The organism is Paenibacillus apis, assembly GCF_018333295.1.
Classification (GTDB): domain Bacteria; phylum Bacillota; class Bacilli; order Paenibacillales; family Paenibacillaceae; genus Fontibacillus; species Fontibacillus antibioticophila.
Genome location: NZ_BORS01000020.1, coordinates 53,387 through 78,081, shown reverse-complemented (window position 1 = coordinate 78,081; position 24,695 = coordinate 53,387). Strand labels below are relative to the sequence as shown.

The 24,695-nt window shown below is 50.4% G+C and carries 28 protein-coding genes; 24 read left to right on the top strand and 4 right to left on the bottom strand.

Going from position 1 to position 24,695, the window contains the following annotated elements; translation table 11 throughout:
• Positions 1-217: 217 nt before the first annotated feature.
• The 15 genes from KI362_RS22220 to KI362_RS22150 all read left to right on the top strand — a co-directional run bounded on the left by KI362_RS22220 (position 218) and on the right by KI362_RS22150 (position 11,775).
• Positions 218-421, top strand: coding sequence for a hypothetical protein (locus KI362_RS22220; RefSeq protein ID WP_301630578.1), 204 nt, complete (start codon positions 218-220; stop codon positions 419-421).
• A gap of 22 nt (positions 422-443) precedes the next feature.
• Complete coding sequence (locus KI362_RS22215; protein ID WP_301630577.1) at positions 444-1,094, top strand: hypothetical protein; 651 nt, start codon at positions 444-446, stop codon at positions 1,092-1,094.
• Entirely contained in the window at positions 1,091-2,296 is a 1,206-nt protein-coding gene (locus KI362_RS22210) for a glutathionylspermidine synthase family protein (RefSeq protein WP_301630576.1), read from the top strand. The genes KI362_RS22215 and KI362_RS22210 overlap by 4 nt, the downstream gene beginning before the upstream one ends.
• Entirely contained in the window at positions 2,289-2,909 is a 621-nt protein-coding gene (locus tag KI362_RS22205; protein WP_301630575.1) for a signal peptide protein, read from the top strand. The genes KI362_RS22210 and KI362_RS22205 overlap by 8 nt, the downstream gene beginning before the upstream one ends.
• On the top strand, positions 2,906-3,295 hold the full coding sequence (locus KI362_RS22200; protein WP_044478478.1) for a DUF350 domain-containing protein: 390 nt from the start codon (positions 2,906-2,908) through the stop codon (positions 3,293-3,295). Before KI362_RS22205 ends, KI362_RS22200 begins: the two co-directional genes overlap by 4 nt.
• A gap of 47 nt (positions 3,296-3,342) precedes the next feature.
• Positions 3,343-4,059, top strand: a complete 717-nt coding sequence (locus tag KI362_RS22195; RefSeq protein WP_044478479.1) for an MgtC/SapB family protein — start codon at positions 3,343-3,345, stop codon at positions 4,057-4,059.
• Positions 4,060-4,183: 124 nt separating this feature from the next.
• The gene (locus tag KI362_RS22190) at positions 4,184-4,879 is read left to right on the top strand and encodes a response regulator transcription factor (RefSeq protein ID WP_301630574.1); all 696 of its coding nucleotides are present in this window, start codon (positions 4,184-4,186) and stop codon (positions 4,877-4,879) included.
• On the top strand, positions 4,857-5,966 hold the full coding sequence (locus KI362_RS22185; RefSeq protein WP_301630573.1) for a sensor histidine kinase: 1,110 nt from the start codon (positions 4,857-4,859) through the stop codon (positions 5,964-5,966). The genes KI362_RS22190 and KI362_RS22185 overlap by 23 nt, the downstream gene beginning before the upstream one ends.
• A 189-nt stretch (positions 5,967-6,155) precedes the next feature.
• Positions 6,156-6,677 (top strand): RNA polymerase sigma factor, encoded by a 522-nt coding sequence (locus KI362_RS22180; protein ID WP_301630572.1) that lies wholly within the window; start codon positions 6,156-6,158, stop codon positions 6,675-6,677.
• Positions 6,678-6,823: 146 nt separating this feature from the next.
• The gene (locus KI362_RS22175) at positions 6,824-8,053 is read left to right on the top strand and encodes an MFS transporter (RefSeq protein WP_301630571.1); all 1,230 of its coding nucleotides are present in this window, start codon (positions 6,824-6,826) and stop codon (positions 8,051-8,053) included.
• Between the two features lie 54 nt (positions 8,054-8,107).
• Positions 8,108-8,695: a nucleotidyltransferase family protein gene (locus KI362_RS22170; RefSeq protein ID WP_301630570.1), complete on the top strand. Its 588-nt coding sequence runs from the start codon at positions 8,108-8,110 to the stop codon at positions 8,693-8,695.
• A 22-nt stretch (positions 8,696-8,717) separates the two neighbouring features.
• On the top strand, positions 8,718-9,116 hold the full coding sequence (locus tag KI362_RS22165) for a hypothetical protein (protein ID WP_301630569.1): 399 nt from the start codon (positions 8,718-8,720) through the stop codon (positions 9,114-9,116).
• 22 nt (positions 9,117-9,138) lie between these two features.
• Complete coding sequence (locus KI362_RS22160; protein WP_301630568.1) at positions 9,139-10,023, top strand: NAD-dependent epimerase/dehydratase family protein; 885 nt, start codon at positions 9,139-9,141, stop codon at positions 10,021-10,023.
• A 33-nt stretch (positions 10,024-10,056) separates the two neighbouring features.
• Positions 10,057-10,806, top strand: coding sequence for an SDR family NAD(P)-dependent oxidoreductase (locus tag KI362_RS22155; protein WP_301630567.1), 750 nt, complete (start codon positions 10,057-10,059; stop codon positions 10,804-10,806).
• Between the two features lie 36 nt (positions 10,807-10,842).
• Positions 10,843-11,775 carry a Gfo/Idh/MocA family protein gene (locus KI362_RS22150; RefSeq protein WP_301630566.1) on the top strand — a complete coding sequence of 311 codons (933 nt, stop codon included), beginning with the start codon at positions 10,843-10,845 and terminating at the stop codon, positions 11,773-11,775.
• 77 nt (positions 11,776-11,852) lie between these two features.
• Here the strand turns inward: KI362_RS22150 and KI362_RS22145 are convergent, their stop codons facing one another.
• Together KI362_RS22145 and KI362_RS22140 are read right to left on the bottom strand one after the other, a co-directional pair.
• The gene (locus tag KI362_RS22145; protein WP_301630565.1) at positions 11,853-12,182 is read right to left on the bottom strand and encodes a hypothetical protein; all 330 of its coding nucleotides are present in this window, start codon (positions 12,180-12,182) and stop codon (positions 11,853-11,855) included.
• A 37-nt stretch (positions 12,183-12,219) separates the two neighbouring features.
• Positions 12,220-13,479 (bottom strand): multidrug effflux MFS transporter, encoded by a 1,260-nt coding sequence (locus KI362_RS22140; RefSeq protein WP_301630564.1) that lies wholly within the window; start codon positions 13,477-13,479, stop codon positions 12,220-12,222.
• Positions 13,480-13,738: 259 nt separating this feature from the next.
• Here KI362_RS22140 and KI362_RS22135 point away from each other — a divergent pair, with 259 nt between their 5' ends.
• The 7 genes from KI362_RS22135 (at position 13,739) to KI362_RS22105 (ending at position 19,350) form a co-directional block, all read left to right on the top strand.
• Positions 13,739-14,785, top strand: coding sequence for an ABC transporter substrate-binding protein (locus tag KI362_RS22135; RefSeq protein WP_301630563.1), 1,047 nt, complete (start codon positions 13,739-13,741; stop codon positions 14,783-14,785).
• A 34-nt stretch (positions 14,786-14,819) separates the two neighbouring features.
• Positions 14,820-15,734 carry an ABC transporter permease gene (locus KI362_RS22130; protein WP_301630562.1) on the top strand — a complete coding sequence of 305 codons (915 nt, stop codon included), beginning with the start codon at positions 14,820-14,822 and terminating at the stop codon, positions 15,732-15,734.
• Complete coding sequence (locus KI362_RS22125; RefSeq protein WP_301630561.1) at positions 15,734-16,528, top strand: ABC transporter ATP-binding protein; 795 nt, start codon at positions 15,734-15,736, stop codon at positions 16,526-16,528. The genes KI362_RS22130 and KI362_RS22125 overlap by 1 nt, the downstream gene beginning before the upstream one ends.
• A 117-nt stretch (positions 16,529-16,645) precedes the next feature.
• Positions 16,646-16,939, top strand: a complete 294-nt coding sequence (locus KI362_RS22120) for an antibiotic biosynthesis monooxygenase family protein (protein ID WP_212938401.1) — start codon at positions 16,646-16,648, stop codon at positions 16,937-16,939.
• Positions 16,920-17,465 carry a GNAT family N-acetyltransferase gene (locus KI362_RS22115; RefSeq protein WP_301630560.1) on the top strand — a complete coding sequence of 182 codons (546 nt, stop codon included), beginning with the start codon at positions 16,920-16,922 and terminating at the stop codon, positions 17,463-17,465. Before KI362_RS22120 ends, KI362_RS22115 begins: the two co-directional genes overlap by 20 nt.
• Positions 17,462-18,079: a TVP38/TMEM64 family protein gene (locus KI362_RS22110; RefSeq protein WP_044478497.1), complete on the top strand. Its 618-nt coding sequence runs from the start codon at positions 17,462-17,464 to the stop codon at positions 18,077-18,079. Before KI362_RS22115 ends, KI362_RS22110 begins: the two co-directional genes overlap by 4 nt.
• A 50-nt stretch (positions 18,080-18,129) precedes the next feature.
• A complete protein-coding gene (locus KI362_RS22105; protein ID WP_374705702.1) occupies positions 18,130-19,350 on the top strand; it encodes an MFS transporter in 1,221 nt (406 codons plus the stop codon).
• A 33-nt stretch (positions 19,351-19,383) separates the two neighbouring features.
• Here KI362_RS22105 and KI362_RS22100 read toward each other — a convergent pair whose 3' ends face one another.
• Positions 19,384-20,079 carry a metal-dependent hydrolase gene (locus tag KI362_RS22100; protein WP_212944469.1) on the bottom strand — a complete coding sequence of 232 codons (696 nt, stop codon included), beginning with the start codon at positions 20,077-20,079 and terminating at the stop codon, positions 19,384-19,386.
• A gap of 134 nt (positions 20,080-20,213) precedes the next feature.
• Here KI362_RS22100 and KI362_RS22095 point away from each other — a divergent pair, with 134 nt between their 5' ends.
• Positions 20,214-20,864, top strand: coding sequence for a bifunctional 4-hydroxy-2-oxoglutarate aldolase/2-dehydro-3-deoxy-phosphogluconate aldolase (locus KI362_RS22095; RefSeq protein ID WP_044478499.1), 651 nt, complete (start codon positions 20,214-20,216; stop codon positions 20,862-20,864).
• A 1,784-nt stretch (positions 20,865-22,648) separates the two neighbouring features.
• Entirely contained in the window at positions 22,649-23,545 is an 897-nt protein-coding gene (gene rpoD / locus KI362_RS22090; protein WP_044478500.1) for an RNA polymerase sigma factor RpoD, read from the top strand.
• Positions 23,546-23,589: 44 nt separating this feature from the next.
• Here rpoD and KI362_RS22085 read toward each other — a convergent pair whose 3' ends face one another.
• Complete coding sequence (locus KI362_RS22085; protein ID WP_301630559.1) at positions 23,590-24,687, bottom strand: hypothetical protein; 1,098 nt, start codon at positions 24,685-24,687, stop codon at positions 23,590-23,592.
• Positions 24,688-24,695: the final 8 nt, after the last annotated feature.

Sequence of the window (24,695 nt, the reverse complement as noted above, 5' to 3'; positions counted from 1 at the left end):
GTAGTCTTCTTGCGATTTACAAAGAACTTCATCCCTAGATGGGATAAACACGGAGGAGCCGGATGCGATGACCCGCATGTCCGGATCTGTGAGAGGCCTATGCGCATGCGCATAGGCCTACTCGATTTGCGTAGTGATGAAACTCTTCCCGGCTAATCCCGTATCAGTTATTATGAATTGAGTTCTGGAAAGGATGGAGTCAGATATGGAACAAGGGATGATTGTGAAAATGTACGAGAAAAGCGCAGACGGATCGCTGAATGAAATTGATGAACGCCTGTGGAGTCCGGCTATGATCGGCGCACTGGAGCATGTCAACTATATTGTGATACAGGATCGGGAATATGAAGCTGTTGAAGGCCGATTGAACATTGACGCACAGATTTTAGAGCTTTTGCTCGTTCCAATTAGGAACCAATAAACAATGGAGGAGGGAGTTAGCTGTGGCGAATCAAGAAGCAACCCCAAAGACGCAGGAGAACAGCAGGCTGTTCTCCTCTGAAGGGAAGCCGGTACGCGTTCTGTCCACATCACTTGGGATTGCCCTGTTGGCTAATGCGTTTCTTATTCCGGGAGAGCCTGCAATGGCATCAGGAAGCGGGACGTCTGAACCGACATTGGTGGAATGGTCTAGTGAAGAGGTCAAAGCCTATTTTGATCAAAATGTGGACTGGAGCCTGCCGATTCAGACCGAGGAGCAGAGCGGTCAGGAAGAAACTTCAGGCGGAACGACGATTGTCAACCACTATGGCGGATACGGAGGCTTTGGCTGGGACGATCTGCTGCTGTACCATTTGCTTTTTAATAGTGGAACGAACTATTCCAGCTCTACCTGGCACAAAAATAATAGAGGTTATTATCCAGGTACAACGACGCCATACACACCGCGCACTTATTCCAGCGGTTCTTTTCAGAGCAAGCCTGTAGCCGGTTCGGTCGTTCCTCCGAAGACCTCGGCGTCAACGAAGGGTTCTATTATCCGCCGTTCAACTTCATCGACAAGCGGCGGCATCGGCGGCAATTCCGGCAGTCTTGGTTCTTCCTCCAGCTCCAAGAGCAGTTCGGGAACGAGCAAAGGATTTTTCGGCGGATGAGCGGACAGACATTCAGGGTCACAGGAGAGCCTGCTCCTGATCGGCAAGCACGTGTCAAGGCACTGGAGGAACTGGGTTTTACTTGGGCAAATCTGGAGGATGAGGAATATTGGTTGGATCATATCATCCTGATGGACAGGACAGTCTATGAGGAGTTGTACGAAGCGTCTCGTGCTCTCTGGCGCATTCTCGACAAGGCGGCAAGATATGTGCATGGAAAAAGAGACCTATACGAGCTAATAGGGATTCCGCCGCTGCTGTGGGAGCTGCTCGATATCCTTCCGATGCCGGAGGAAGGCCTGATCAGCCGGTATGCCCGATTCGATTTTGCGGTGTCTCAGTCCGGAGCGATCAAGCTGCTGGAGCTGAATGCCGATACGCCTACCGGGTACGTAGAAGCATCTATCGCTACGCCGTGGCTGTTGACTCAAGCGGGCTACAAATCAGTGAATGAAGGAATGCAACGCCTTGTTGCAGAGGCCTGGAGCAAGGAGCAGCCTGAACGGGCAGCTTGCGTAGGCTATGGCGAGCATCTTGAAGATAGCGGAACAATCAATGCACTGGTGAAGCATAGCGGACGGGAAATGAGCTGTGAGGATTGTCTTGAGCTTTGGTTTGATGAGGGATACTTGAAGAACAAGAATGGGGACATCATTGAGCGTTTATTCGCCCTGTATCCTAAAGAATGGATGGCCGTGGACGATGCTGGCGAGGCGATGGCCTACGCCTTGGAGACGGGACGGTTGACGTTATTCAATTCACCTCACAGCCTCATTCTCCAGTCCAAGGGGCTGCTTGCCGCGGTGTGGGGGCTGTATGAGCTGGGGCTTCTTTATAATGCCCGGGAGCGGGAAGCCATCTCCAAATACATGCTGCCTACCTATAATAAACCGTTGTTCTCCGGAGATTTTGTGTCCAAGTCGATGTTTGGCCGGGAAGGCGGCTCCGTTCGGATGTACGATCCGGAAGGAGCGCTGGAGGCGGAGGATGCTGATGGCTTTGACAGCAGCGTGCTATTCCCCTCTGTCTATCAGAAGAGAGCAGACTTGGCGGTTGTGGAGACGAGTGCAGGCAAGCTCCATCTGCTGACAGGCATGTTTGTCATTAATGGAGAGCCCTGCGGATTGTTAGGCAGAGCAGGCGGACTCATTACGGGAAATACGAGTCATTTTATCGCGATAGGAGTGGACAGCCATGAATAGTAAAACCAAGCTTACAGTGGTATTGGTCTGCCTGATGCTGCTCTTGAGCGGTTGCGGGGCCTCAAGCGTGCTGCATACAGGCGCCGGCACCGAACAGACCGCGGAGTCCTCCAGAGTTCCATGGGACTACCGGATTCAACAAGCCACAGTCGGCGATCTTGTCGGGAGTGATATGACCTTGCTGCCGGATAATGAGCTGTTGCCGAACGATGGTAATTATGCGACCGGAGATACGATCTGGATTCTTCAATTCATGGATGCAGAACTCACGACCGATGAGAGTCAGAAGAATGAAATCCGCCTGTCGGCGTGGAGCACCCTCAAATCTTACCCGGATCAAGCCTCTGCGGAGAAGGATCTGGCTGAGCTTAAGGTTGCGGTCACGACGGAGGTTGGACTGGTAGGGGTCTACAAGACCGAATATAACGGGGATACCCGGAATTTTGCGGTGCTGGAGCTTCCGACAGGCAACCGGGTGAAGCAGCCTGTTGACGATGAGCGGTATGAGCAGCTGAAGAATGTACAAAAGGTTGCCGTAGTGCTGGAGGAAGTTCATGATTTCGCGGATTACGATCTGACTTATGCTAAATTTCGGGGGTGGGCAAATCCATGATTCTAGTCAATATTGTCATCAGCATTGCCATTATGATCGGGCTTCAATTGTTAGGGATGGTCATTTTTAACTGGATGACGCCTTATAATGATATGGAGGAATTAAAGCGCGGGAACAAAGCCGCCGCACTGGCTATGGGCGGAAAATTTATTGGTACGGCAATCATTCTGGGAGTCTCGGCTTATACCAATACTTCGATCTGGTTCATGATCCTCTGGTTTGCGGTAGGGTATGTCTGCCTGATCGCCGTGTATTGGATTTTTGAATGGGTAACGCCAACGATTAAAGTTTCGGACGCCTTGAAAGAGGGGAATGTAGCGGTAGGGATTTTGCTGTGCATGGTGTTTATCGGCATGGCTTTCGCTGTGAGCAGTCTTATCATATAATGGATCAAAGATGGACATGAGAAGAGACAGGGAGCGAATAACGAATCATGGAAGTTATCGAGCTGGGAATGATATTCAAATTGACCTTAGCGATGCTGTTTGGCTTGTTTATCGGAATTGACCGCCAATTAAAGCAGAAGCCGCTGGGAATTAAGACAAGCATGGTCATTTGTATTGCCAGCTGTCTCGTTACAATCGTGTCTATTGAGGCGTTCGAGGTCTTCGCAGGTCCAGACCATCCGAATATGGACCCGATGCGGCTTGCAGCACAGGTTGTAAGCGGTATTGGCTTTCTCGGTGCCGGGGCCATTTTGCGCCGCAGCAATGAAGGGATTTCCGGGCTGACCTCCGCGGCGATGATCTGGGCGGCCTCCGGGATCGGGATTGCAATTGGAGCCGGATTCTATTGGGAGGCGGGACTGACCGTCATTCTGCTGATGCTTTCCGTTAATTTCATTCCTTATCTCATAAAATGGGTCGGGCCATACAAGCTGAATCAGCGGGATGTATCCATCAAGGTCGTGATGGAGGCGGAAGGCGACCTGTCCATGCTGATTCGGATTATCGAACGCAAGGATGAAGGCAGTCGCGCAGCTAAGGCGCCGCAGCATCGAATCCGCAGATTGAAGATCAAGGATCTGGAAGAAGGCAGGCATCGGGTGGACATGGTCATTGCTGCTTCAGAAAGGGAGCTCACCACAGAAATTTATCAGTTCATCAGACAGATCGATCATGTCATCAGCGTTGAAGTAGAGAACCTGTAAGCCAGTAGCTATCTTAAAGGTTCGTAATCCTTTTTTAACTTTTTTGTTTGTTTTACCATGCACGCGGCATGGTATGATTATTGATGGTCATGCCATTTCATGCAACTAAAAGGATGAGTTACTTATGAGTAAGCAAATTTTGATTGTTGATGATGATGAGAAAATCGCTAAACTAATAGAGATTTATATGCTGAATGAAGGATTTACGGTGCACCGTACCGGCAACGGACTACAGGCGCTGGAAATGGTGGAAGAGCTTCCGATTGATCTGATCATTCTGGATGTAATGATGCCGGGACTCGACGGCATCTCCGTTTGTCTGAAAATTCGCGAGACCTTGACCACTCCGATTCTGATGCTTAGCGCCAAGGATGGGGACATGGACAAGATTACCGGACTGATGACCGGTGCGGATGATTACATGGTAAAGCCGTTCAATCCGCTGGAGCTGGTGGCCAGAGTCAAATCACTCTTGCGGCGCTCTTCTTATTCCAATCAGCCTCCTCAGCAGGCTTCCGATCATCTGATCACGCTCGGTTCGCTTCATATTGACAAGGAGACTCACATAGCCTCCGTGGATGGACGGCCGGTCAAGCTGACCCCGATCGAATTCAGCATCTTGTATTTGCTGGCAAGCCATCCGGGCAGGGTCTTCGGATCAGAAGAAATTTTCGAGCTGATCTGGAAGGATAAGTATTTTGAGAGCAATAACTCGGTCACTGTACATATCAGCCGGCTCCGGGACAAGCTGGAGAAGGAAATGGACGGGGAGAAGCTGATTAGAACCGTATGGGGGGTTGGCTATAAAATTGAAGGCTAGCCTCAGGTTTTTAGCGTGGCTATTTTGGACCGTCGTTGCTTCCTTGATTTCGCTTCTGCTGCTGGTCGTAACAGCCCGATTGTTCTATTTTTTCCTGCCGACAATTTCGTTTAATTCTTTTATTTACTGGGTTAACGTGAATATTGGCTTTCCATTAGCCTATTACCTGGCAGGCGTTCCGATCATGCTGCTGTTCTCGTTGTATTTCTATAGAAGAAGCGTCCGGCGCCATGAGCATAAGTATCTGGATCAGCTTATTGAGGGCGTGCATAAAATTGAGCAGGGCTCCAACGCGAAGATTCCGGTCGAGAATGTAGGACAGCTTGGGCAGCTCGCAACGGACATTAACCGAATGCTGGACAGAATGCGAACCTCCATGGAGGAGGAGCGCAAGGCTGAACAGACCAAGAATGAGTTGATTACGAATGTCTCCCATGACTTGCGGACACCTCTGACCACGATCACCGGGTACCTGGGGCTGATCGATCAGGACCGCTATCGGGATGAGGTTGAGCTTCGCTATTATATCAATATGGCTTATGAGGAATCCTTGCGCTTGAAGCAGCTGGTGCAGGACTTGTTCGAATACACCCGTTTGCAAGGAAAAGAAATGAAGCTGATTCCGAGCCGGATTAATCTGGCAGAGCTGCTCCATCAGATCTCCGCTCATTTTGGCTGGCAGCTGCAGGAGAATAATATGGAATGCCGTCTCTTTATGCCGGCACATCCACTGAATATTTTAGCGGATACGGACAAGCTGCGGAGAGTCTATGAGAACCTGTTTACAAATGCTATTCGGTATGGCAGTGCCGGCCGGTTCATTGATATTCGCGGATGGATCGACGGAGACGAGGTTGTCACAGAGGTGATCAATTATGGAGAAGCCATTCCGGAGGCGGATCTTCCGCATCTGTTCAACCGCTTCTATCGGGTGGAGAAATCACGGGCTGGGCATACCGGTGGTTCTGGGATCGGACTGGCGATTGCGAAAAATATCGTTGAGCTGCATGGCGGAAGCATATCGGCAGATAGTGACGTATATAGGACGGTGTTTACTGTGCGTCTGCCCATGAACCGTGAGAAATAAGCAATGCTGTCCGAAGCAATCGGGCGGCTTTATTTTTTTCATCATAGTCTGCTCGCTGCAAGTTTAAGGAAATCGAAGGTCTTTCTTAAGGAATTCTTAAGATTTTCTTATATGGAATGCAACCAGTCTGCCGGATAATAAGATTAACAATTGGCTTCAGACTGATCTTATTAGGAGTGGAAACTAGCAATGAAGAGAAGATCCATGGATTTAATATATCGTGAGTTCAAACTGGACGTATACCGTTACTTATATTATTTGTGTCATGACCACCACCAATCCGAGGATTTGACGCAGGAGACCTTTTGCCGGGCGTGCAAGAAGCTCGAGAATCTGGAAATGGGCAAGATTAAAGCCTGGCTGCTGCGGGTTGCGCATAATGCCTACATCGACAGAGTGCGTAAAGAGAGCAGATCCCAGGTTTATGAAAATGAATTTTTCTATGGGATACCGAATGAAGAGACTCCTGAGCATCTTGCTCTGCGACAGGAGCGGAGCGACGAGCTTTATGCACTTCTGGCACAGCTGACTCCCCAGCAGCAGCATGCTGTGCTTTTGTATGACATTCAAGGCTTTTCGTATCAGGAATCCGCTGATTTGATGAAGATCAGTCTTTCCCATTTCAAGATTCTCCTTTACCGGGCCAGACAGAAGCTTCGTTCTCAACAGAAGGATGTTCAGGTCAATACCATGCTTGCCGCCAATCTCTGATTTAAGCAATAGGAGGGTGTCCCAGAAGTCATCATAAGATGAACTGAGGGGCACCCTCTTGCATTTGCTCTTTGATTTTTTTATACTTCACCTTCATAATGAATGTGTTAAACATAGAGAGAACATGTGTGGATGGAGAGATGATGATGAATGCTTCAAATGAAGGGGGGACAGCCGCCCAGAGGCTGACCTTTTTTCCGGTTTTATTTGCAATCAGTCTGGTGCATCTGCTGAATGATACGATGCAGTCTGCGATTCCAGCCCTGTTTCCGGTCCTGAGAGACTCTTTGATGCTGAGCTACGGTCAGATCGGTTGGATATCCTTCGCCATGAATATGACAGCCTCTGTCTTTCAGCCGGTGGTGGGCATTTACTCGGATATACGACCCAGACCTTACATACTACCGCTCGGAGTGTGCTTTACACTAGTCGGTGTGGTTATGCTTGCTTATGCTCCTGTCTACAGCATGATCCTGCTTGCCGTGATGTGCATTGGCATTGGCTCCTCGATCTTTCACCCGGAATCTTCCCGGGTAGCTTATCTTGCCGCAGGGAATCGCCGAGGCTTAGCTCAGTCCATCTTCCAGGTGGGCGGCAACATTGGGGCTTCATTGGGACCGCTGATGACAGCTCTTATATTTATACCGCTTGGCCAGCAGAGTGTAGTCTGGTTTGCGCTAGCGGCAGTAGCTGCAATTGTGATCCAGTTTTTCGTAGCCAGATGGTATGCTTCCCTGAATGCTCGGCCTGTAGCGCGTAAAACCACTGTTCAAGAGTCCGGTAAGACTCATTTGTCCAAACCCGGTCTCAGCAAAGGAAAAATCAGCGGTGCGATTACGGTCCTTGTTGTGCTGCTGTTTTCTAAGAATGTATACTCCATCAGCATTTCCAGCTTCTATGCCTTCTATTTAATTGATCACTTTGGACTCGGCAAGAGTAGTGCTCAATGGTATGTATTTGCTTTCCTTGCTGCTTCTGCGGTAGGCACCTTCTTCGGCGGACCGATCGCCGACCGCTATGGAAGAAAAAATATCATCTGGCTGTCGATCCTTGGCGCTGCACCTTTTGCGCTGCTCATGCCGTATGCGAACCTGTTCTGGTCGGGCATATTGGTCGTGCTGGCCGGTCTGATCATGTCTTCCTCGTTTTCAATTATTGTTGTCTATGCCCAGGAACTGCTGCCGGGAAAAGTTGGGCTGGTCTCCGGCCTGTTCTTCGGCCTGTCCTTCGGATTAGGGGGACTTGGATCGGCCGTGCTCGGTAATTTTGCGGACCAATGGGGCATCGTGTTTATTATGCAGATTTGTTCCTATCTTCCTTTGCTTGGTTTGCTGACGGTCTTGCTGCCTAAGGATGAGGCGCTGCGGGCAGGCTGACAATGGAGATGAGATTTAAGCTGTCCTTGGATTGCATGAATGGGAGGAATGTGGATGAGCTATGAGATGTCAGCTTTGATTGAGCTTCGGGAGGCAAGCAGTCTAGAGGCTCTTATCCTCGGACAACGGGAAATGATAGCTGATTTGCAGGCGGTCGCTTCACTCCAGCTTCCGCAAGGACGGATTGCCGCCGGTTATATTCGGAATTTCGTCTGGGATATCCTGCACGGGTATTCAGAACGGACGCCGCTGCTCGATGTGGATGTGATCTATTATGATCCCAATTGCCTTGATGAGGAAGCGGAGAAGGAGATTGACGCCAGGCTTAGAGAGCTTGTGCCGAAATGGAATTGGTCAGCGAAAAATCAGGCCAGAATGCACTTGAGGAATGGGCATGAACCCTATGCCTCGGCAGAAGATGCGATGCGGTATTGGCCTGAAACAGCCACCGCTATCGCTGCCTTCTGGTCCAAGGAGGAGATAGTGCAAATCAGTGCACCACTCGGGCTGGAGGATTTGCTCCATCTGCGGCTTAGAGAGAATCCGAATTGTAATTCTTCAGGTACGTTCGAGCAGCGGATACAGAGCAAGCGCTGGCTGGAGCTATGGCCGAAGCTGCAGCTCGTATCTAGGGAGATTTGAATTGGCGGGAGGAGGAAGGCTTATGAATAAGTCCAAGGGCTATTTGTATTATCTAATCTGGATAATCGGTGCGTTGCTTCTTGTCTATTACGGAAACCGCTTTGTCTCGATGATGGAGCAGAACTCTGACAGTGTGCTGAAGGTGAGTTACAGCCTGATCGGTAATATTTTATACGGATTGGCGCTGGGTGCCTATCTCAGTATGCTTGGCGGTCTGCCGAACCGGCGAAGTTTCCAGCGGCCTTTATTCTTCTTTGTATTTCTGCCGACCTTATTGCTGGCCATTTATCCGATTCTCAGCATTTACTTCAAGATGCCCTACGGTTCATTGTATATTCAATTGACAGCTCAGGAGGGTTATTTCTTTATCACCGCTTTATGCGGACTGACTATGATGAAGAGCTTGTTTGGGAGTAAGTAAATAGAATTGAGGAGGGATACCCATGGGCAAGGTGTTGATTCTTGGTGGTACGAAATATTTTGGCAAACGATTAGTGGAGCTATTACACGCGGAAGGCCGTCATGAGATTACGGTGGCAACGAGAGGCATAACCGGGGCGGAATTCGATAAAGATGTAAGACGAATTACGGTCAACCGAACGGATGCGGATTCGCTGGGCAAGGCAGCAGCAGCAGATTCCTGGGATATCGTCTATGATAATATTTGCTTTTCACCGAACGAAGCGTTGATCGCAGTCGATGCCTTTGAAGGGAGGGTAGGGCGTTATGTACTCACCTCTACCTTATCTGTCTATGGATTTGGCTCATCCCCGCTCCGGGAAGAGGATATGGACCCTTACAACTATCCTTGGGCAGCTGCAGAACGGGGAGAACTGGAGTACGGCGAAGGGAAGCGGCAAGCGGAAGCCGTGTTTTTTCAGAAGGCTGCTTTCCCGGTGGCTGCCATGCGCATTCCAATCGTACTCGGTCCGGATGATTACACAAGGCGCCTTCATTTTCATGTGGAGCATGTTAAACATGAGCTTCCGATCGTCATGCCTAATCCGAGTGCGGAGATGTCGTTCATATCATCTGCCGAGACGGCCGAGTTCCTGCAATGGCTTGGGAGCTCCGGGCTCGTCGGCCCGGTAAATGCTTGCTCCGAGGGACGTATAGCGTTATCCCGGATGATGGAATGGATTGAAGAGGCAACAGGCAAGAAGGCGAACTTGGTTGCCGAGGCGGACGAGGAGCATCATTCTCCATTCGGTATTCCATCCTCATGGACGATGGACACAAGCAAGGCTGCGGCAGGAGAATACCGCTTCTCGCAGGTCGCCGATTGGCTCCCGAAACTGATCGCCGATATTGCTGCGGGAAGAGCATGAGCATGGATCATGATTCTAAAGGAGGCATTCGGGATGAAGTGGAAGGATCGCATCGTCATCGTAACGGGAGCAGGAAGAGGAATCGGACGGGGCTTGGCCGAGAAGTACGCTGAAGCCGGTGCAACCGTAATTGTCGCGGAGATGCTGGAAACGGAAGGACAGGCGGTCGCCGAGGCCATTTCCCTGCAGGGAGGCAAGGCCAAGTATGCTGCTTGCGATGTCCGAGCCGAAGAGGATCTTATCCGGCTGCTGGCATCAACCGCAGAAGAATTCGGCCGCATCGATGTCCTGATTAATAATGCGGGGGTATCCCGCTTCAAGTCTCCGTATGAGCTGTCGGTAGAGGAGTGGGATGATGTGCTGAATACCAATGTGCGGAGCGTGTTTATCGCATCCCGTGAGGCAGCAAAGGTCATGAGGCTGCAGCCGGAGGGCGGTGCGATCGTAAATATTGCTTCCACCCGTGCGTTGATGTCCGAGCCGGGTTCGGAGGCCTATGCCGCATCTAAAGGCGCGATCGTCTCGATCAGTCACGCGCTCGCTGTATCCCTTGGCCCTGACCGGATTCGAGTCAATTGTATCAGTCCCGGATGGATTGAGACCGGAGATTATAACTCCTTGCGCGATATCGATCATCACCAGCATCCAGCCGGACGGGTGGGAGAACCGGGAGACATTGCCCGAGCCTGCCTGTATTTGACGGATCCTGATAATTCCTTCGTAACCGGAAGTCATCTGGTCGTAGACGGCGGAATGACACGGAAAATGATCTATGAAGAATAAATTAAATCTGAGTTCGAGAGGCTGGAGGGATAACTTATGAAAATAGGCATCATCGGATTAGGCGATATCGCTCAGAAAGCTTATTTGCCTGTCATTACTGCCTTGGAGGGGGTAGAGCTTGTATTCTGCACCCGGAATCGGAAGACTTTGGATCGTCTTTCGGCCAAATACAGAATTTCTGAAGCCGCGGAATCTGTCGAAGAGTTAATTAGCCTCGGGGTAAATGCCGCGTTCATTCATTCCTCTACCGAGTCTCACGCGCAGATTGCAGAGCAGCTGATTCGCAGCGGTATACATGTCTATGTCGATAAGCCGATTTCCTATCATTATGGGGAAGCTGAGCGGCTAACCGCTCTCGCAGAGGAATTGGGCGTTATTCTGATGGTAGGCTTCAACCGGCGCTTTGCCCCGATGCATGCGGCAGTGAAGGATACGGCGCAGGTACGTTCCGTGCTTTTGCAAAAAAATCGTCTTCGTTCTCCTGATTATGCCCGCCGCTTTGTGTATGATGACTTTATCCATGTCGTAGATACGATCCGTTACCTGGCGCCGGGGCAAATCACGAAGCCTCCCCGGATTACGACCTTTGTGGAGGATGGGAAACTGGTGTATGTGCAGCTTCAATTGGAAGGACAAGACTTCCTGTGCACCGGTGTGATGAACCGCGATTCCGGGGCCGATGATGAAGTTCTTGAGGTCATGAGCCCGGGGAACAAGTGGGTGATTGAGAGTATGAATACGACCGTTCATTATGAAGCAGGACAGGAACAGGTTCTGAAATTCAAGGACTGGGATCCCGTGTTATATCGCCGCGGCTTCGTTCGTATGATTGACCATTTTCTGGATTGCGTCCAAAATGGCCGACAGCCCATCATCACTATGCAAGATACCTTGGAGAGCCACCGGATTTGCGAACTGATCGTCCTGGAAGCCGAGCGGAATAATGCATTGCCTTGGGGTTTGGCGTAATAAAGAAGAGCCGAGCCGGAAGTCATACACTCCCGCTCGGCTCTTCTTTATTAAAGTGGATCCATTCAGAAAGCAATTCAAGACTCCTGTGAGTCCGATGGTTCAAATTTGTAATCCTTTAGCTTCTCCAGAGCGCTGCGCGAATCTTTCTTCGCCGGCGCTTTTCGACGTTCCGCCGGCTGCTCTGGCTTCGGCAGTAAGTTAGCGATATAGTGCAAGTAATCTCTGTTCTCCTCGGCCTGTTCAAGAATAACACCCAAGGCTATAAAGATCATTCCGCTCAGAAACCCGGATACAACTGTGCAGAGAGCGGTCCAAAAGCTGCCGAGATAAGGTCCTCCCAGAACACCAACAAGTAAACCGACTGCAAAAAGAAAAATGCCAATCCACTTTAAAAGTCTGCTCACATGAAACCCTCCCGAATTAGATTACGAATGCACTAGATTACGATTTTGTCTGAAATCTGTGTACCAGCAGTGTGTAGCAAAGCACCGCGCCGACATCACCGCAGAAGATGACCACCGCCATGGGAACAGCTGTATACTCTCCGCCAAGCCCGACCAATGGGGCGACGACGGCTCCAAGGATATAAGGCAGCAAGCCCAGCAGCGCCGAAGCGCTTCCCGCGGACTTCTGCTGATTCTGCATCGCGAGCGTGAAGCTGGACGTCCCGACGATACCGACGGCAGAGACAACAAAGAACAGCGGAACCAGCAGTGCAGCAAGTCCTGCGTCCAGCAGCACACCTGCAAGCAGGAGTACCGAGGCTATCGCAGCCATGCCGAGACCAAAGCGCAGGAGCACGGTTTCGGACACCCGTCCTGCCAGCCGGCCTGTGACCTGGCTGGCAATAATGATGCCTACGCCGTTCATGGCAAAGATCAGACTGAAGGTTTGCTCACTGACTTGGTATATATTTTGTAGTACAAAGGAAGACCCGGAAATATAGCCGAACATCGCTGCAGAAATGAGTCCCTGGCTCAGGCAATAACCGATGAACAGGCGGTCACGCAGCAGTCTGGCAAAGGTGGAGCGGGTATTCTGCCAGCCGCCGTTTTGCCGGCGTTCCCGCGGAAGGGTCTCCTGCTGGCCGAGCAGTACGGCAAGCAGCATGATCACGCCGACCACGCATAGCACAGCGAAGACGCCGCGCCAGGAGACAAAGCGGAGCAGCTGCCCGCCAAGAATCGGCGCCAGAATCGGAGCGGCTCCGTTAATGAGCATGAGTAGCGAGAAGAATCTGGTCAGCTCGGAGCCGGAATACATATCCCGCACAATGGCGCGGGAGAGGACGATGCCGGCGGCTCCGGACAGCCCTTGAATGAAGCGAAGCACATTCAAGGTGATGGCATCCGGTGCGAATACGCATAGCACCGAGCTGATCGCATAGGCGGCCATGGCAATAATGAGCGGGACACGCCGTCCCCGGGCATCGCTCAGCGGGCCGACGACAAGCTGTCCGAGCGCCAGACCAAGCAGGCAGGCTGTCAGGCTGAGCTGGATCATGGAAGCGCTCGTGGACAGCTCTCCGGCCATGGTCGGCAGGGCGGGAAGGTACATATCCAGCGACAGCGGGCCGAAGGCAGACAAGCTGCCAAGAATGAGAGCCGAGGTGAATCGGCGGCTCCGGACAGCCGGATTACTGGAGCTGCCTTCTAAAACCGTATCGGCTTGTTGTGAATTGGAATCCGTAGTAATACTCATAGATGATATTCCTTTCATGAAAAGAGTCAGCGAAGTTTCAGTTTATTGACGATTTTCCTATTATACTACATTTTAATAAAGTGGCGAATCGCTTACGAACCGAATTGATCTGTGATTTGCCGAAAAGAGATTGACGGATAATTGACCACCATTTAATATAGTAATCATATTTTACTTTAATACTTTTATCCATAAAAGCGTCAATGAGACTATGCTTTCGTGGGATGAATTTAATGAGTAGATGAGAGGGGTTATGACAATGAATTTTAAGAAATCAGCCATTTTAGCAATGACAACGGCAGCACTGATCTTTGGAGTTGTAGGATGCGGAAACAACAATGCGGGCAGCACAGCGAATTCCGGTGGGAATTCCTCCTCTGCCGCAGGCAAGGACAGTTACAAGATCGCTATCTCCCAATATGTAGAGCATCCATCCCTGGATGCTACGCGTGAAGGATTTATGGCGGCACTCAAGGATGCCGGACTTGTGGAGAAGGAAAATTTGACGGTGGATTATAACAATGCCCAAGCGGATTCTGCAAATAACATGTCGATCGCGCAAAAAATCGCCGGGGAAAAATACGATCTGGTATTGGCAATCGCTACCCCGCCGGCTATTGCGGTTGCAGGTCAGGTGAAGGATTCTCCGATTCTGTTCGCTGCGGTTACAGACCCGCTTGATGCCAAGCTGGTTAGTGATCTGGAGCATCCGGGCGGCAATATCTCGGGGGCATCCGATACGAACCCTGAAGCGATCAAGAAGCTGATGAACTTTGTTGCCGATCATTTTGGAGATGTAAAGAATGTCGGTATTGTTCTGAACGAGGGCGAACCGAATGCGGTCGTGATGAGCAAGATTGCTGAAGAGGCATTGAAGGAACGGGGGATTTCCTTGGTAAAGGCAACCGTGACCAATACCTCTGAAGTGAAGCAGGCTGCCGAATCTCTGGTAGGCCGTGTTGACGCAATTTATATCACGCTGGATAACACGGTTGTCGAGGCGGTAAATACGATTATCCAGACGGCAAATGAGCATGACATTCCATTCTTCTCAGCGGATCGGGATACCGTAGAGAAGGGCGCCTTCGCTACCGTTGGATTCAAATATTATGATCATGGCTACCAGGTTGGTCAGATGGCCGTCGAAGTGCTCAAAAACGGCAAAAATGTCGGCGATTTGCAGGTTACGGTTCCTGACAAGTTGGACTTCATCCTGAACCTCAGCGCCGCTGCGGAGCAAGGCATTGAAGTGACCGACGCGATGAAGGAACAAGTGCTCGACAAGGAGAACAATCTGATCGAGTAGACGAAGGTCATACTCGCCTGGAGGTAGATTCATCATGACAACTGCATTACTTGGGGCGCTCGAATCCGGGTTGATTTATGCTTTGATGGCGCTTGGGGTATATATTACATTCCGCATTCTGGATTTCCCTGATTTGACTGTGGACGGCAGCTTTACCACAGGAGGCGCGATTGCTGCGGTAATGATTACGAGCGGAACGTCGCCCTGGATTGCAACTCTATCGGCGCTTGCCGGCGGCATGGTTGCCGGTGCGCTGACCGGAATTATTCATACTAAGGGCAAAATTAACGGACTGCTCTCCGGGATCTTGATGATGATTGCACTGTATTCCATTAATATGCGGATCATGGGCAAGCCGAATGTCAGCTTGCTTGGCGAGCCTACTGCATTCGGTTCCATATCTCCGTTAATCCTGATGCCGTTCATCGTTATTCTGATCAAGCTGGCATTGGACTGGTTCTTCCACACAGATCTCGGCTTAGCGCTTCGGGCGACCGGCGACAATCAAAGAATGATCCGCAGTCTGGGGATGCACACCGATTACACCCTTATTTTGGGGCTAAGCCTGTCCAATGGACTTGTTGCCCTCTCGGGTGCCTTAATTGCTCAGCAGACCGGCTTCTCGGACATTTCGTCGGGGATCGGGATGATTGTGATCGGGCTTGCCTCGGTTATCATTGGAGAGGCGATTATCGGAGCTCGCAGCGTCTTTATTGCTACACTCGCAGTCATTGTCGGTTCGATTGTATACCGCGTGGTTGTAGCCTTGGCCCTGAGAGTCGACTGGCTTGAGCCGACGGATTTGAAGCTGATCACTGCTGTAATTGTGGTGGTTGCTCTAGTGGTGCCGACGGCTAACAGATCGTGGAAGCAGAAAGCCCTGGCACGCAAGCGGACACAGGAAATAGCGGATATGTCCAGCGCCCGCCAGACCGGGGGTGGATTCTAATGCTGCAGCTTAGTCAGGTATCCAAACTGTTTAATCCTGGTTCTCCCGATGAGAAAACCGCATTGATTAATGTAAATTTAACCTTGCAGCCCGGCGACTTTGTGACTGTTATCGGAAGCAACGGTGCGGGTAAATCTACATTGATGAATATGATCTCTGGCGTGCTCCGTCCTGATTCCGGCGAGATCCGGATCGAAGGCAATGAAATCAGTCATCTGCCCGAATATAAGAGAAGCCGCTGGATTGGCCGTGTATTTCAGGACCCGATGGCCGGAACGGCACCTCATATGACCATTGAGGAGAACCTCGCGATGGCATATGCGCGAGGCAAGAGGCGCGGACTCTCGTTCGGCGTGACCTCTGCCCGCCGTGTCTGGTTCCGGGAACAGCTCAGCCGTCTGGGGATCGGACTGGAAGAACGTCTCAAGGCAAAGGTCGGCACGCTGTCAGGCGGCGAAAGACAGGCGCTAAGCCTGTTGATGGCGACCTTTACCGAGCCGCAAATTTTGCTGCTTGACGAGCATACGGCTGCGCTGGATCCGGCACGGGCCGAATTGGTCACGCGCTTGACTCAAGCTATTGTAGAAGAGCTGAAGCTGACCACATTGATGGTGACACACAATATGGAGCAGGCAATTCGACTTGGAAACCGCCTCATCATGATGGACGGCGGGCGCATTATTCTGGATTTCAATGAGGAGCGAAAATCGGATCTGACGACCGAGCGTTTGCTAGGCGAGTTTGAGCGTATCAGCGGACACAAGCTGGCTGATGACCGCGTCGTACTTGGGTAATCTGCTGTCGAGACCGTCAGCTGGCCTTATCAGGCCGGTCTGGCGGTTTTTCGCATGACTTACCGTTCATAATGTCACAGGTCCATGCTATAATCGATTAAACGGAGGGGATGAAGCATGATACTGGAAGCAGCCCAGCTTCAAGTTAAGCCAGGCTCGATTAATGATTTCGAGAGTAATTTCCGTAAAGCGTCCAAGATAATCTCACAGATGCCCGGATACCTGTCGCATGAGCTACATAAATGTGTTGAGACAGAAGATAAGTATTTATTGCTTGTGAAATGGGAGTCCATCACTGCACATGAGGTCGGGTTCCGCAAATCGCCACAATATGAAGAGTGGAAAGCCTTATTGCATCATTTTTATGACCCTTTCCCAACGGTGGAACACTATGTACAAATTAAAAATTAACGATTATACCCTGCAGGATGCTGTTCTGTCTGATCTAGGGGATATTGTATCGATCTATAACGAGACCATTGCCGGACGGATGGTAACAGCCGATCTTGAACCGGTGTCTGTGGAAAGCCGGGTGAACTGGTTCAAGGAGCATTCACCGGATCACCGGCCTTTATGGGTGCTGAAATCCGGAGACAAGGTTGCGGCTTGGATCAGCTTTCAATCGTTCTATGGCCGGCCTGCTTATTCGGCAACCGCCGAGATCAGCATCTATATTTCCGAGGCCTATCGCTCCAGGGGCATAGGCAAAATACTGCTGGAGCAGGCGCTGGCCTTTTGTCCCCGAATCGGCGTGCTGACCTTGCTGGGCTTTGTCTTTGCGCATAACGAGCCAAGCCTGGCGCTGCTCAGAAAGTTCGGCTTTGAAGAGTGGGCTTTTTTACCTCGTGTTGCTAATCTAGATGGAATTGAGCGAGATCTGGTCATTTTGGGACGCCGAATAGAATCGGAGATCGAGATAGGAGAAGAGCTCCATTGAACGAATGGATTGAATCGATAACCGGGTGGCTGCTGGATGCTACCCAACTCAGCGGATTCGGCATACTTGCCATTACATTGCCGCTTGCCTTGATTCAAGGCACTTTCGGCGTGTTCCCCTTTGCGACCATTGTAATGCTGCATATTTCAACGCTTGGTGTGGCGCAGGGATTACTGGCGAGCTGGTTCACCGGATCGGTTGCTGGAATGATCGTATATTGGCTTTGTAAAACGACGTTTACAGAATGGATCAGCAAAAAATGGATGTACAAGCTGGAGAGATACGAAAAATGGCAGCGAAGTCTTGAGCGTTACGGGGTGTGGGCCGTGATTTTTTTGCGGACGATTCCAATCATGCCTAACAATCTGATCTCCTTCATGGCCGCGATCTCCAAGCTGAAGACAGCATCCTATACCTGGTCCAATGCGGCAGGCAACTTATCGAGCATTTGGCTGTTCGGTATTTTAAGTGCTTCAATCGTATTTCCGGATATGGATTTGCGCAAGTTGATTTTCTCTTACGTGTTATTTCTTGCCTTGCTGCTATCTATGTTTGTTATTCGCCAGCGTCTGATGAAGCATCGGGAGCATCATAAAAGCTCAGTGAAATCCTAATAATCATAATAGATGATAGATGAGCAGACCTTTAAATGGAGGCAGCAGGAATGAATATGAACGATAAGGCAGATGCCGTGACAAAACCGAAACAAAGAAAGTTGCTATTTAGTGCAGGCCTAAGCTGGATGTTCGATGCGATGGATGTCGGGCTGATTTCATTTATTATCGCGGCGCTGGCTGCCGAGTGGAGCCTTTTGCCAGAGCAGACAGGCCTATTCACCAGCATAAATTCCATAGGCATGGCGGTTGGGGCGGCCATATCAGGCATACTCGCCGACAAATATGGCCGGAAAGCAATTCTGCTGTGGACGCTCCTGATTTTCTCGGTGGCCAGCGGATTGTCAGCCTTGGCAACCAGCTTCACCGTATTGTGCTTGTTGCGTTTTGTAGCAGGCTTCGGCCTTGGCGGAGAACTGCCGGTCGCTTCAACACTTGTATCGGAATCAGTTCCGGCTAAAGAGCGCGGACGAGCGGTCGTTCTGCTAGAGAGCTTCTGGGCTGCAGGCTGGATCTTGTCGGCCTTGATCGCTTACTTTGTGATTCCAAAGTACGGATGGCAGGCAGCCTTCATTCTTGGCGCAGTACCGGCGCTCTATGCGCTGTATTTGCGCAAATCGATTCAAGATCCTCCGCGTTATGTCCGGAGTACGGAGAGGCTTACGCTGGGTCAACGCTTTATGTCCGTGTGGGCATCGCCGCACCGCAAGTCTACAATCATGCTGTGGATTCTCTGGTTTACCGTGGTCTTCTCCTACTATGGCATGTTTTTGTGGCTGCCAACGGTGATGGGGCTGAAGGGTTTCAGCCTAGTCAAGAGCTTTGAGTACGTTCTGATTATGACGCTGGCTCAGCTCCCCGGATATTTCACCGCAGCTTATTTGATTGAAAAGCTAGGCCGAAAGTTTGTATTGGTCGTCTATCTGCTTCTAACTGCTGTCAGTGCGGCCTGGTTCGGCAATGCCACCAGCGAGGGCATGCTGATTGCGGCGGGGATGTGCCTGTCGTTCTTTAACTTGGGGGCATGGGGCGGCATGTATGCTTATACGCCAGAATTATATCCTACTTCAGTTCGTTCGACCGGTGTCGGCCTTGCCGCTTCGTTCGGCCGGGTTGGAGGAATTATCGCTCCGTTCATGGTTGGGATGCTCGTAGCGAGACAAGTACAGATCGGGTCCATATTCTGGATTTTCTTCGTAACGATTCTAATCGGAGCTGCGGCGGTATTATGGCTGGGAACCGAGACCAAAGGAAAAGAGCTTATCGATTAAGATAAGCTCTTTACGTCTATTCTGATTAGGGAATCACTCGAGCTCGGAGGATTGAATGAATTCTCCCGGCATGAGAGCCCGTCCTTGAATGCCCGATTCCTTCAAGGTTCTTACAAACAGATCGCCGTCCTGTTGAATTAGCCCGAAGGTATTGTAGTGAATTGGAACGACATGTCGTGCCTGCAGCCACTTGGCAGCCGTAAGAGCATCCTCTGGACCCATCGTGAAGTAATCCCCGATCGGCAGAAAAGCGAGATCAATACGGCGGCGTTCGCCGATGAGCTTCATATCACTGAACAAGGCGGTATCCCCGGCGTGATAGATCGTAAGTCCGTCCAGTTCAAGGACAATTCCTGCCGGGACACCCATATAGATGTTCGTTCCCTCAACCTCAATGGAGGAGGTGTGAAGCGCTGGTGTCAGGCGGAGCCGGCCAAAGGGAAACGGGAAGCTTCCGCCCAGATTCAGACCGGAGGTCTTTAGCCCTTTGTTAGCAAAATAATTGGCCAGTTCAACGATCGCGATAATTTCAGCACCGGTTCTCCGTGCAATCGGCTCTGCATCTCCGATATGGTCGGAATGCCCGTGGGTCAGCAGGATATAATCGGCCTGAATCGAGTCCGCCTTGCCGCTGCTTGAGGGATTACCTGTGATGAAGGGGTCGATCAGAAGCTTGTAATCTCCGGTATCAATATGAACCGTGGAATGCCCAAGATAGGTAATCTTCATCCTTCATTACTCCTTTATTGGCAAATGTTGTTCTGATTTCATTCTCTATTATAAAGAAACGAAATGCCTGTGTCATATCGCCAGAGCATCCCTGCCCAGAATTCTGGATGCTTTGAACCGAGGAGGAGAGTCTCATGTCAAAGAATTTGCTGGATCAACTAAAAGAGGAGAGGATAGTAGCTATTTTGCGCGGTATTCCCAAGGAAAGGGCTAATCAGATTGCTCATGCTCTTTGCGAGGGCGGGATTGTCTTTACGGAGGTCACGATGAATACGGAGGGAGCGACCCGGATGATCTCAGACTGGAGAGAGCAATTCGGAGAGAGAATGCGGATCGGGGCCGGTACCGTGCTGGATCTTAAGACAGCTCAGGAAGCGGCTTCTGCCGGAGCCGAATACCTAGTCTCTCCAAATCTGGACGAATCCGTTGTTGAGTATGCATTAAGCCGGGGCTTATCCGTTTTTCCAGGTGCAATGACCCCAACCGAAATTATCCGGGCGTGGAAAGCTGGCGCAACTGCGGTGAAGATTTTTCCTATGGCTACATTAGGGGTGAGCTATTTGAAGGAAATACGTGCTCCGCTGGATCATATCCCTATGCTGGCGACCGGAGGGGTACGAATGGATAATATTCGCGAATTTCTCGCCGCCGGTGCTGTTGCAGTCGGTATAGGCGGGTATCTGGTGAATCCTGCGCTCGTGAGGGAAGGCCGCTATGAGCGGATTGCGCAAAATGCCAAGGATCTGGTTCGGGCCGTCAAGTCCTATGGACCTTCGCTTGTCTGACTGGCATTCCGGTCCTGTTCCGAATTTCACTTGCGATACCTATCCGTTGGAGATGCAATGCTGCATATTTACAGGAAAAAGCGCAATAGCAAAGGACAGCTAACATCGGAGGGCGAGTTAGAGGGGGCAACGTGTGAAGGGTTGCTACGATCGCTGTTGTTCGCGGATTTCTTTGATTGGAATAAGTTCTCACAAGGGAGAAATCCGCTCACAAAGGCGAACGCTAACGCTTGATGCTTCCGAAGAAGCTTTCTTATAGAAAGCTTGTAACACTTCACACTTATGCCCTGACTACTTCGCCATTACAGTTTAACTGTAATGCAGTTTGCACATGGCTGAGCCATAAGCAGTGCTGCATGAGCTTGCGGCCTGCGGCATCATGCAAGCAGGGTACCACTCGCCGCTAGAGTTTCGCTCCGACCTAATGATGCTCCGGTCTTGCACCGCAACTCCGCCTGTCCTGCCAGTACTGAAGTTTTTCTCCGAACTTAACTTAACCCACCGGCATTCCACCTTACTCAGACCTTATCCGCTCTTCTTGACCAACCTTATTCTGCTCATGCTCTTCCGGTCGTGATTTAATGAAATTCCTTCCCTTAAAATCTTCATTCGACGCACGAACCCACATTTAGTGAAAAAACTTACCTTAGATCGCCAGTAACTAGCCAAACCCGTGTTTTAGTCCACTTTAAGTACAAAAATTTCACTATATCCGCATTTCTATCATTTCCACTGAATTTAAGGTAAGTTTTTTCACTGCATGCGTAAGACCCTATTTTCATGCGGTCGACCGACCACCGTCATGCTGCGAAACACCGCGGCCTGGGAGCGGTGCGCTCTGTGAGAGGTGTACGCATGCTTACTTGGGAGGGATATTCAGAATCTACAGGAATAACCCTTGCTCTGCGGGAGTGTTGATATTGGGGCATATCCAATGATGAGGCGGTGTTGCACATTATTGTTTACTGTTTACTGTGCAATAGCAGTTAGCACACAGGGAGGGCAGTCCCATGTGAGAGCTACTAACATGCACCTGGCAGCTATAAAGCCGGACTGAAACGCCTGCGTAGGAAGGGTATAAGTGTGAAGGTTGGTGCAGAAACGGAGTGGTCGCCTTTGCGAGCGGATTTCTTCCTTGTCAGAACTTATTACAATCAGAGAAATCCACGAACAACAGCGATCGAAAGCAACCTTCACACGTTACCCCCAGAACGCAGATTCTTTTCTCTGCTTTATACTGCTGCGCTCTTGCAGGAAACTGCGGCGAATGGAGCGCTGGCATTAACTTCTGAGACAGCCAGCTTTTTGTGCTGCACATCCTTAACCAAGAAATTTGCATAGCATGGCCGAAGATGATGGATACTTTGATCAGGCTGTTCAACAGTTCATAAAGGGGATTATATCCGAGGACAAATAAAGTTCTTCTCAAAAGAAGGAATTCGTTAGTCGGGGAGCGAAAGATTTTAGTAATCGGTGATTCTTTGTATTCTCTTAACGATTCACTTGTTTAGAAGAAAGACGCAATGTGTCGAGAATGGCGGAATAAGGAAAAAAACATGAAAAAAGCGTCAACAACACGTGTCGACGCTTCATAAAATGACAGAAATTATCCTTGTTAAACATATTAAAATATGCTACAATGACGGATAGTCAAAACATATAATTTCTAACCAATATTGCTTATATATTAGCATATTACCGCCGATTTGTCAAATAAAGTGTATCGAAGTTAGAGAGAGAGCAGCCATTTATTTTTCCATATATTAGGGTGGGGGTCTGTAACCATGACAGAAGACTTGACCAAGAACCATGAACTTGATTTTGCGGATGACCTGTCATTGCCTCCGGGCGTGAAAATTGATGATCCGGTGCGGATGTATTTGAAGGAGATCGGCCGTGTTCCGCTTCTGTCTGCTGATGAAGAAATTCAATTGGCCCAGCGGATTGAGCAAGGGGATGAGGAAGCTAAACGACGTCTGGCCGAAGCGAATCTTCGACTTGTTGTTAGTATTGCTCGCCGCTATGTCGGTCGGGGAATGGTATTCCTTGATTTGATTCAGGAAGGCAATATGGGCTTAATTAAGGCTGTCGAAAAGTTCGATTATTCCAAGGGTTTTAAATTCAGTACCTATGCCACCTGGTGGATTCGCCAAGCCATTACAAGAGCGATTGCTGACCAAGCGAGAACGATCCGGATTCCGGTTCATATGGTAGAGACGATCAATAAGCTGATACGGGTATCCAGACAGCTGTTGCAAGAGATCGGCCGCGAGCCTACACCGGAGGAAATTGCGCAGGAGATGGATCTGACGCCGGAGAAGGTTCGGGAGATTATGAAGATCGCCCAGGAGCCAGTCTCGCTTGAGACTCCAATCGGTGAGGAAAATGACTCAAACCTTGGTGATTTTATTGAGGATCATGATGCTCCTGCTCCTGCGGAAGCAGCAGCTTATGAGTTATTGAAGGAACAGCTGGAGGAAGTGCTTGATACGCTGACCGAGCGGGAAGAGAATGTTCTTCGTCTTCGTTTTGGTATGGATGATGGCAGAACCCGTACCCTCGAGGAAGTCGGCAAGGAGTTCGGGGTCACAAGAGAACGGATCCGGCAGATTGAAGCCAAAGCTCTGCGTAAGCTTAGACACCCAAGCCGCAGCAAGCGGTTGAAGGATTTCATGGAATAGGGCAGAGAGGAAAGCATTCGCTTTCCTCTTTTTCTATTATTGGTCTATCGCTGATGATGGCAATGATACGGAGTCAGCCTTTTGCGTAATTGTGAATTTAATGGTCGGACACACATGTAGGATTTTCGCTTCCCTCTGGCGGGTGTGTTCAATGCGGATCGGCCTGAACGGGCAACACGGGTCCCGAACACCTTCATGAACCAGTCAATTGGATAGGCAATGGAAAGCCGGCCTTCATCGGAACCGGCAAAATTAACGGCGGCGGCTTGGTTGCCGGATTTGGTCAGCCAGACGGAGCCGGAATCCCCGGAGAGAGAGACGGGCTTTTTGCCGCGAATTACACTTTGATTCTTGAAAGTGATGGTTCCCAGATTGCCGTAACTGCCGTAATCTACCTGAATATCGGTATGAATGGACTCAACGCGCCCGGAGACAATGCCTGTGGTTCGGCCTACCTTCTTCATTCGATCTCCGATTTTATAGGTGCTTACATATCCAGGAACGTTTCCGAACACTGCATATTTAGGCGCTAGCAGGCGGCGGCGTAACGGTGCGGAGAGCGCGGCATCCAGATAATTGGGTTTGTTTTTATGGAGCTTGATAAATCGGGTCATGATCCCGATTTGATCCTTCCGCAGTGTTCCGTTATCAGCCGCCCCCGGTTGAATCGTTGGAGAATAGCGGCTGCTGTTCTCATTTACAAGCACATGATTATTGCTCAGGATATATCTGGACCGCGGGCGACCTTTATCGCTGACAATCAGTCCGGCTGTACCCGAACCCTCCGGTGTTCCCACGCTATACCCGGCTATCACCGGGCGAATTCTGCGCCGGAAACGACCGCCGGAGCAGTCGACGGCGTTTTTTCGAAATTTCCCTGTTCCGACGATTCGGACAGGAACCTGCTTCTTAACTGCAGAAGGCAGGAGCGGCGGTTTTCTTCTCACAGGAGAGCCCGATTTGGTTCGAGGAGCGGCGGTAGTCACGGCTTTGTCGGCGTATACAATGAGGGCGGCCCCTTTATGGGGCTTGGCAGGGTCCTTGTATCCCACTCCTACGCCGTGAATTCCCCGTTTTTTGAGCATGGATGCCGCGTGACGCTGTTTCACCAGATAGGCACGTTTAAAACTGACCAATGACATCACCTTTT

What these genes read in the sequence shown, in the direction of transcription:
- KI362_RS22180 (WP_301630572.1), top strand. Translation starts at nt 6,156, where the DNA reads ATGAAGAGAAGATCCATGGATTTAATATATCGTGAGTTCAAACTGGAC.
- KI362_RS22195 (WP_044478479.1), top strand. Translation starts at nt 3,343, where the DNA reads ATGGAAGTTATCGAGCTGGGAATGATATTCAAATTGACCTTAGCGATG.
- rpoD (WP_044478500.1), top strand. Translation starts at nt 22,649, where the DNA reads ATGACAGAAGACTTGACCAAGAACCATGAACTTGATTTTGCGGATGAC.
- KI362_RS22115 (WP_301630560.1), top strand. Translation starts at nt 16,920, where the DNA reads ATGTACAAATTAAAAATTAACGATTATACCCTGCAGGATGCTGTTCTG.
- KI362_RS22190 (WP_301630574.1), top strand. Translation starts at nt 4,184, where the DNA reads ATGAGTAAGCAAATTTTGATTGTTGATGATGATGAGAAAATCGCTAAA.
- KI362_RS22175 (WP_301630571.1), top strand. Translation starts at nt 6,824, where the DNA reads ATGAATGCTTCAAATGAAGGGGGGACAGCCGCCCAGAGGCTGACCTTT.
- KI362_RS22160 (WP_301630568.1), top strand. Translation starts at nt 9,139, where the DNA reads ATGGGCAAGGTGTTGATTCTTGGTGGTACGAAATATTTTGGCAAACGA.
- KI362_RS22085 (WP_301630559.1), bottom strand. Translation starts at nt 24,687, where the DNA reads ATGTCATTGGTCAGTTTTAAACGTGCCTATCTGGTGAAACAGCGTCAC.
- KI362_RS22220 (WP_301630578.1), top strand. Translation starts at nt 218, where the DNA reads ATGATTGTGAAAATGTACGAGAAAAGCGCAGACGGATCGCTGAATGAA.
- KI362_RS22105 (WP_374705702.1), top strand. Translation starts at nt 18,130, where the DNA reads ATGAATATGAACGATAAGGCAGATGCCGTGACAAAACCGAAACAAAGA.
- KI362_RS22205 (WP_301630575.1), top strand. Translation starts at nt 2,289, where the DNA reads ATGAATAGTAAAACCAAGCTTACAGTGGTATTGGTCTGCCTGATGCTG.
- KI362_RS22125 (WP_301630561.1), top strand. Translation starts at nt 15,734, where the DNA reads ATGCTGCAGCTTAGTCAGGTATCCAAACTGTTTAATCCTGGTTCTCCC.
- KI362_RS22155 (WP_301630567.1), top strand. Translation starts at nt 10,057, where the DNA reads ATGAAGTGGAAGGATCGCATCGTCATCGTAACGGGAGCAGGAAGAGGA.
- KI362_RS22150 (WP_301630566.1), top strand. Translation starts at nt 10,843, where the DNA reads ATGAAAATAGGCATCATCGGATTAGGCGATATCGCTCAGAAAGCTTAT.
- KI362_RS22170 (WP_301630570.1), top strand. Translation starts at nt 8,108, where the DNA reads ATGAGCTATGAGATGTCAGCTTTGATTGAGCTTCGGGAGGCAAGCAGT.
- KI362_RS22095 (WP_044478499.1), top strand. Translation starts at nt 20,214, where the DNA reads ATGTCAAAGAATTTGCTGGATCAACTAAAAGAGGAGAGGATAGTAGCT.
- KI362_RS22200 (WP_044478478.1), top strand. Translation starts at nt 2,906, where the DNA reads ATGATTCTAGTCAATATTGTCATCAGCATTGCCATTATGATCGGGCTT.
- KI362_RS22100 (WP_212944469.1), bottom strand. Translation starts at nt 20,079, where the DNA reads ATGAAGATTACCTATCTTGGGCATTCCACGGTTCATATTGATACCGGA.
- KI362_RS22120 (WP_212938401.1), top strand. Translation starts at nt 16,646, where the DNA reads ATGATACTGGAAGCAGCCCAGCTTCAAGTTAAGCCAGGCTCGATTAAT.
- KI362_RS22165 (WP_301630569.1), top strand. Translation starts at nt 8,718, where the DNA reads ATGAATAAGTCCAAGGGCTATTTGTATTATCTAATCTGGATAATCGGT.
- KI362_RS22140 (WP_301630564.1), bottom strand. Translation starts at nt 13,479, where the DNA reads ATGAGTATTACTACGGATTCCAATTCACAACAAGCCGATACGGTTTTA.
- KI362_RS22135 (WP_301630563.1), top strand. Translation starts at nt 13,739, where the DNA reads ATGAATTTTAAGAAATCAGCCATTTTAGCAATGACAACGGCAGCACTG.
- KI362_RS22130 (WP_301630562.1), top strand. Translation starts at nt 14,820, where the DNA reads ATGACAACTGCATTACTTGGGGCGCTCGAATCCGGGTTGATTTATGCT.
- KI362_RS22210 (WP_301630576.1), top strand. Translation starts at nt 1,091, where the DNA reads ATGAGCGGACAGACATTCAGGGTCACAGGAGAGCCTGCTCCTGATCGG.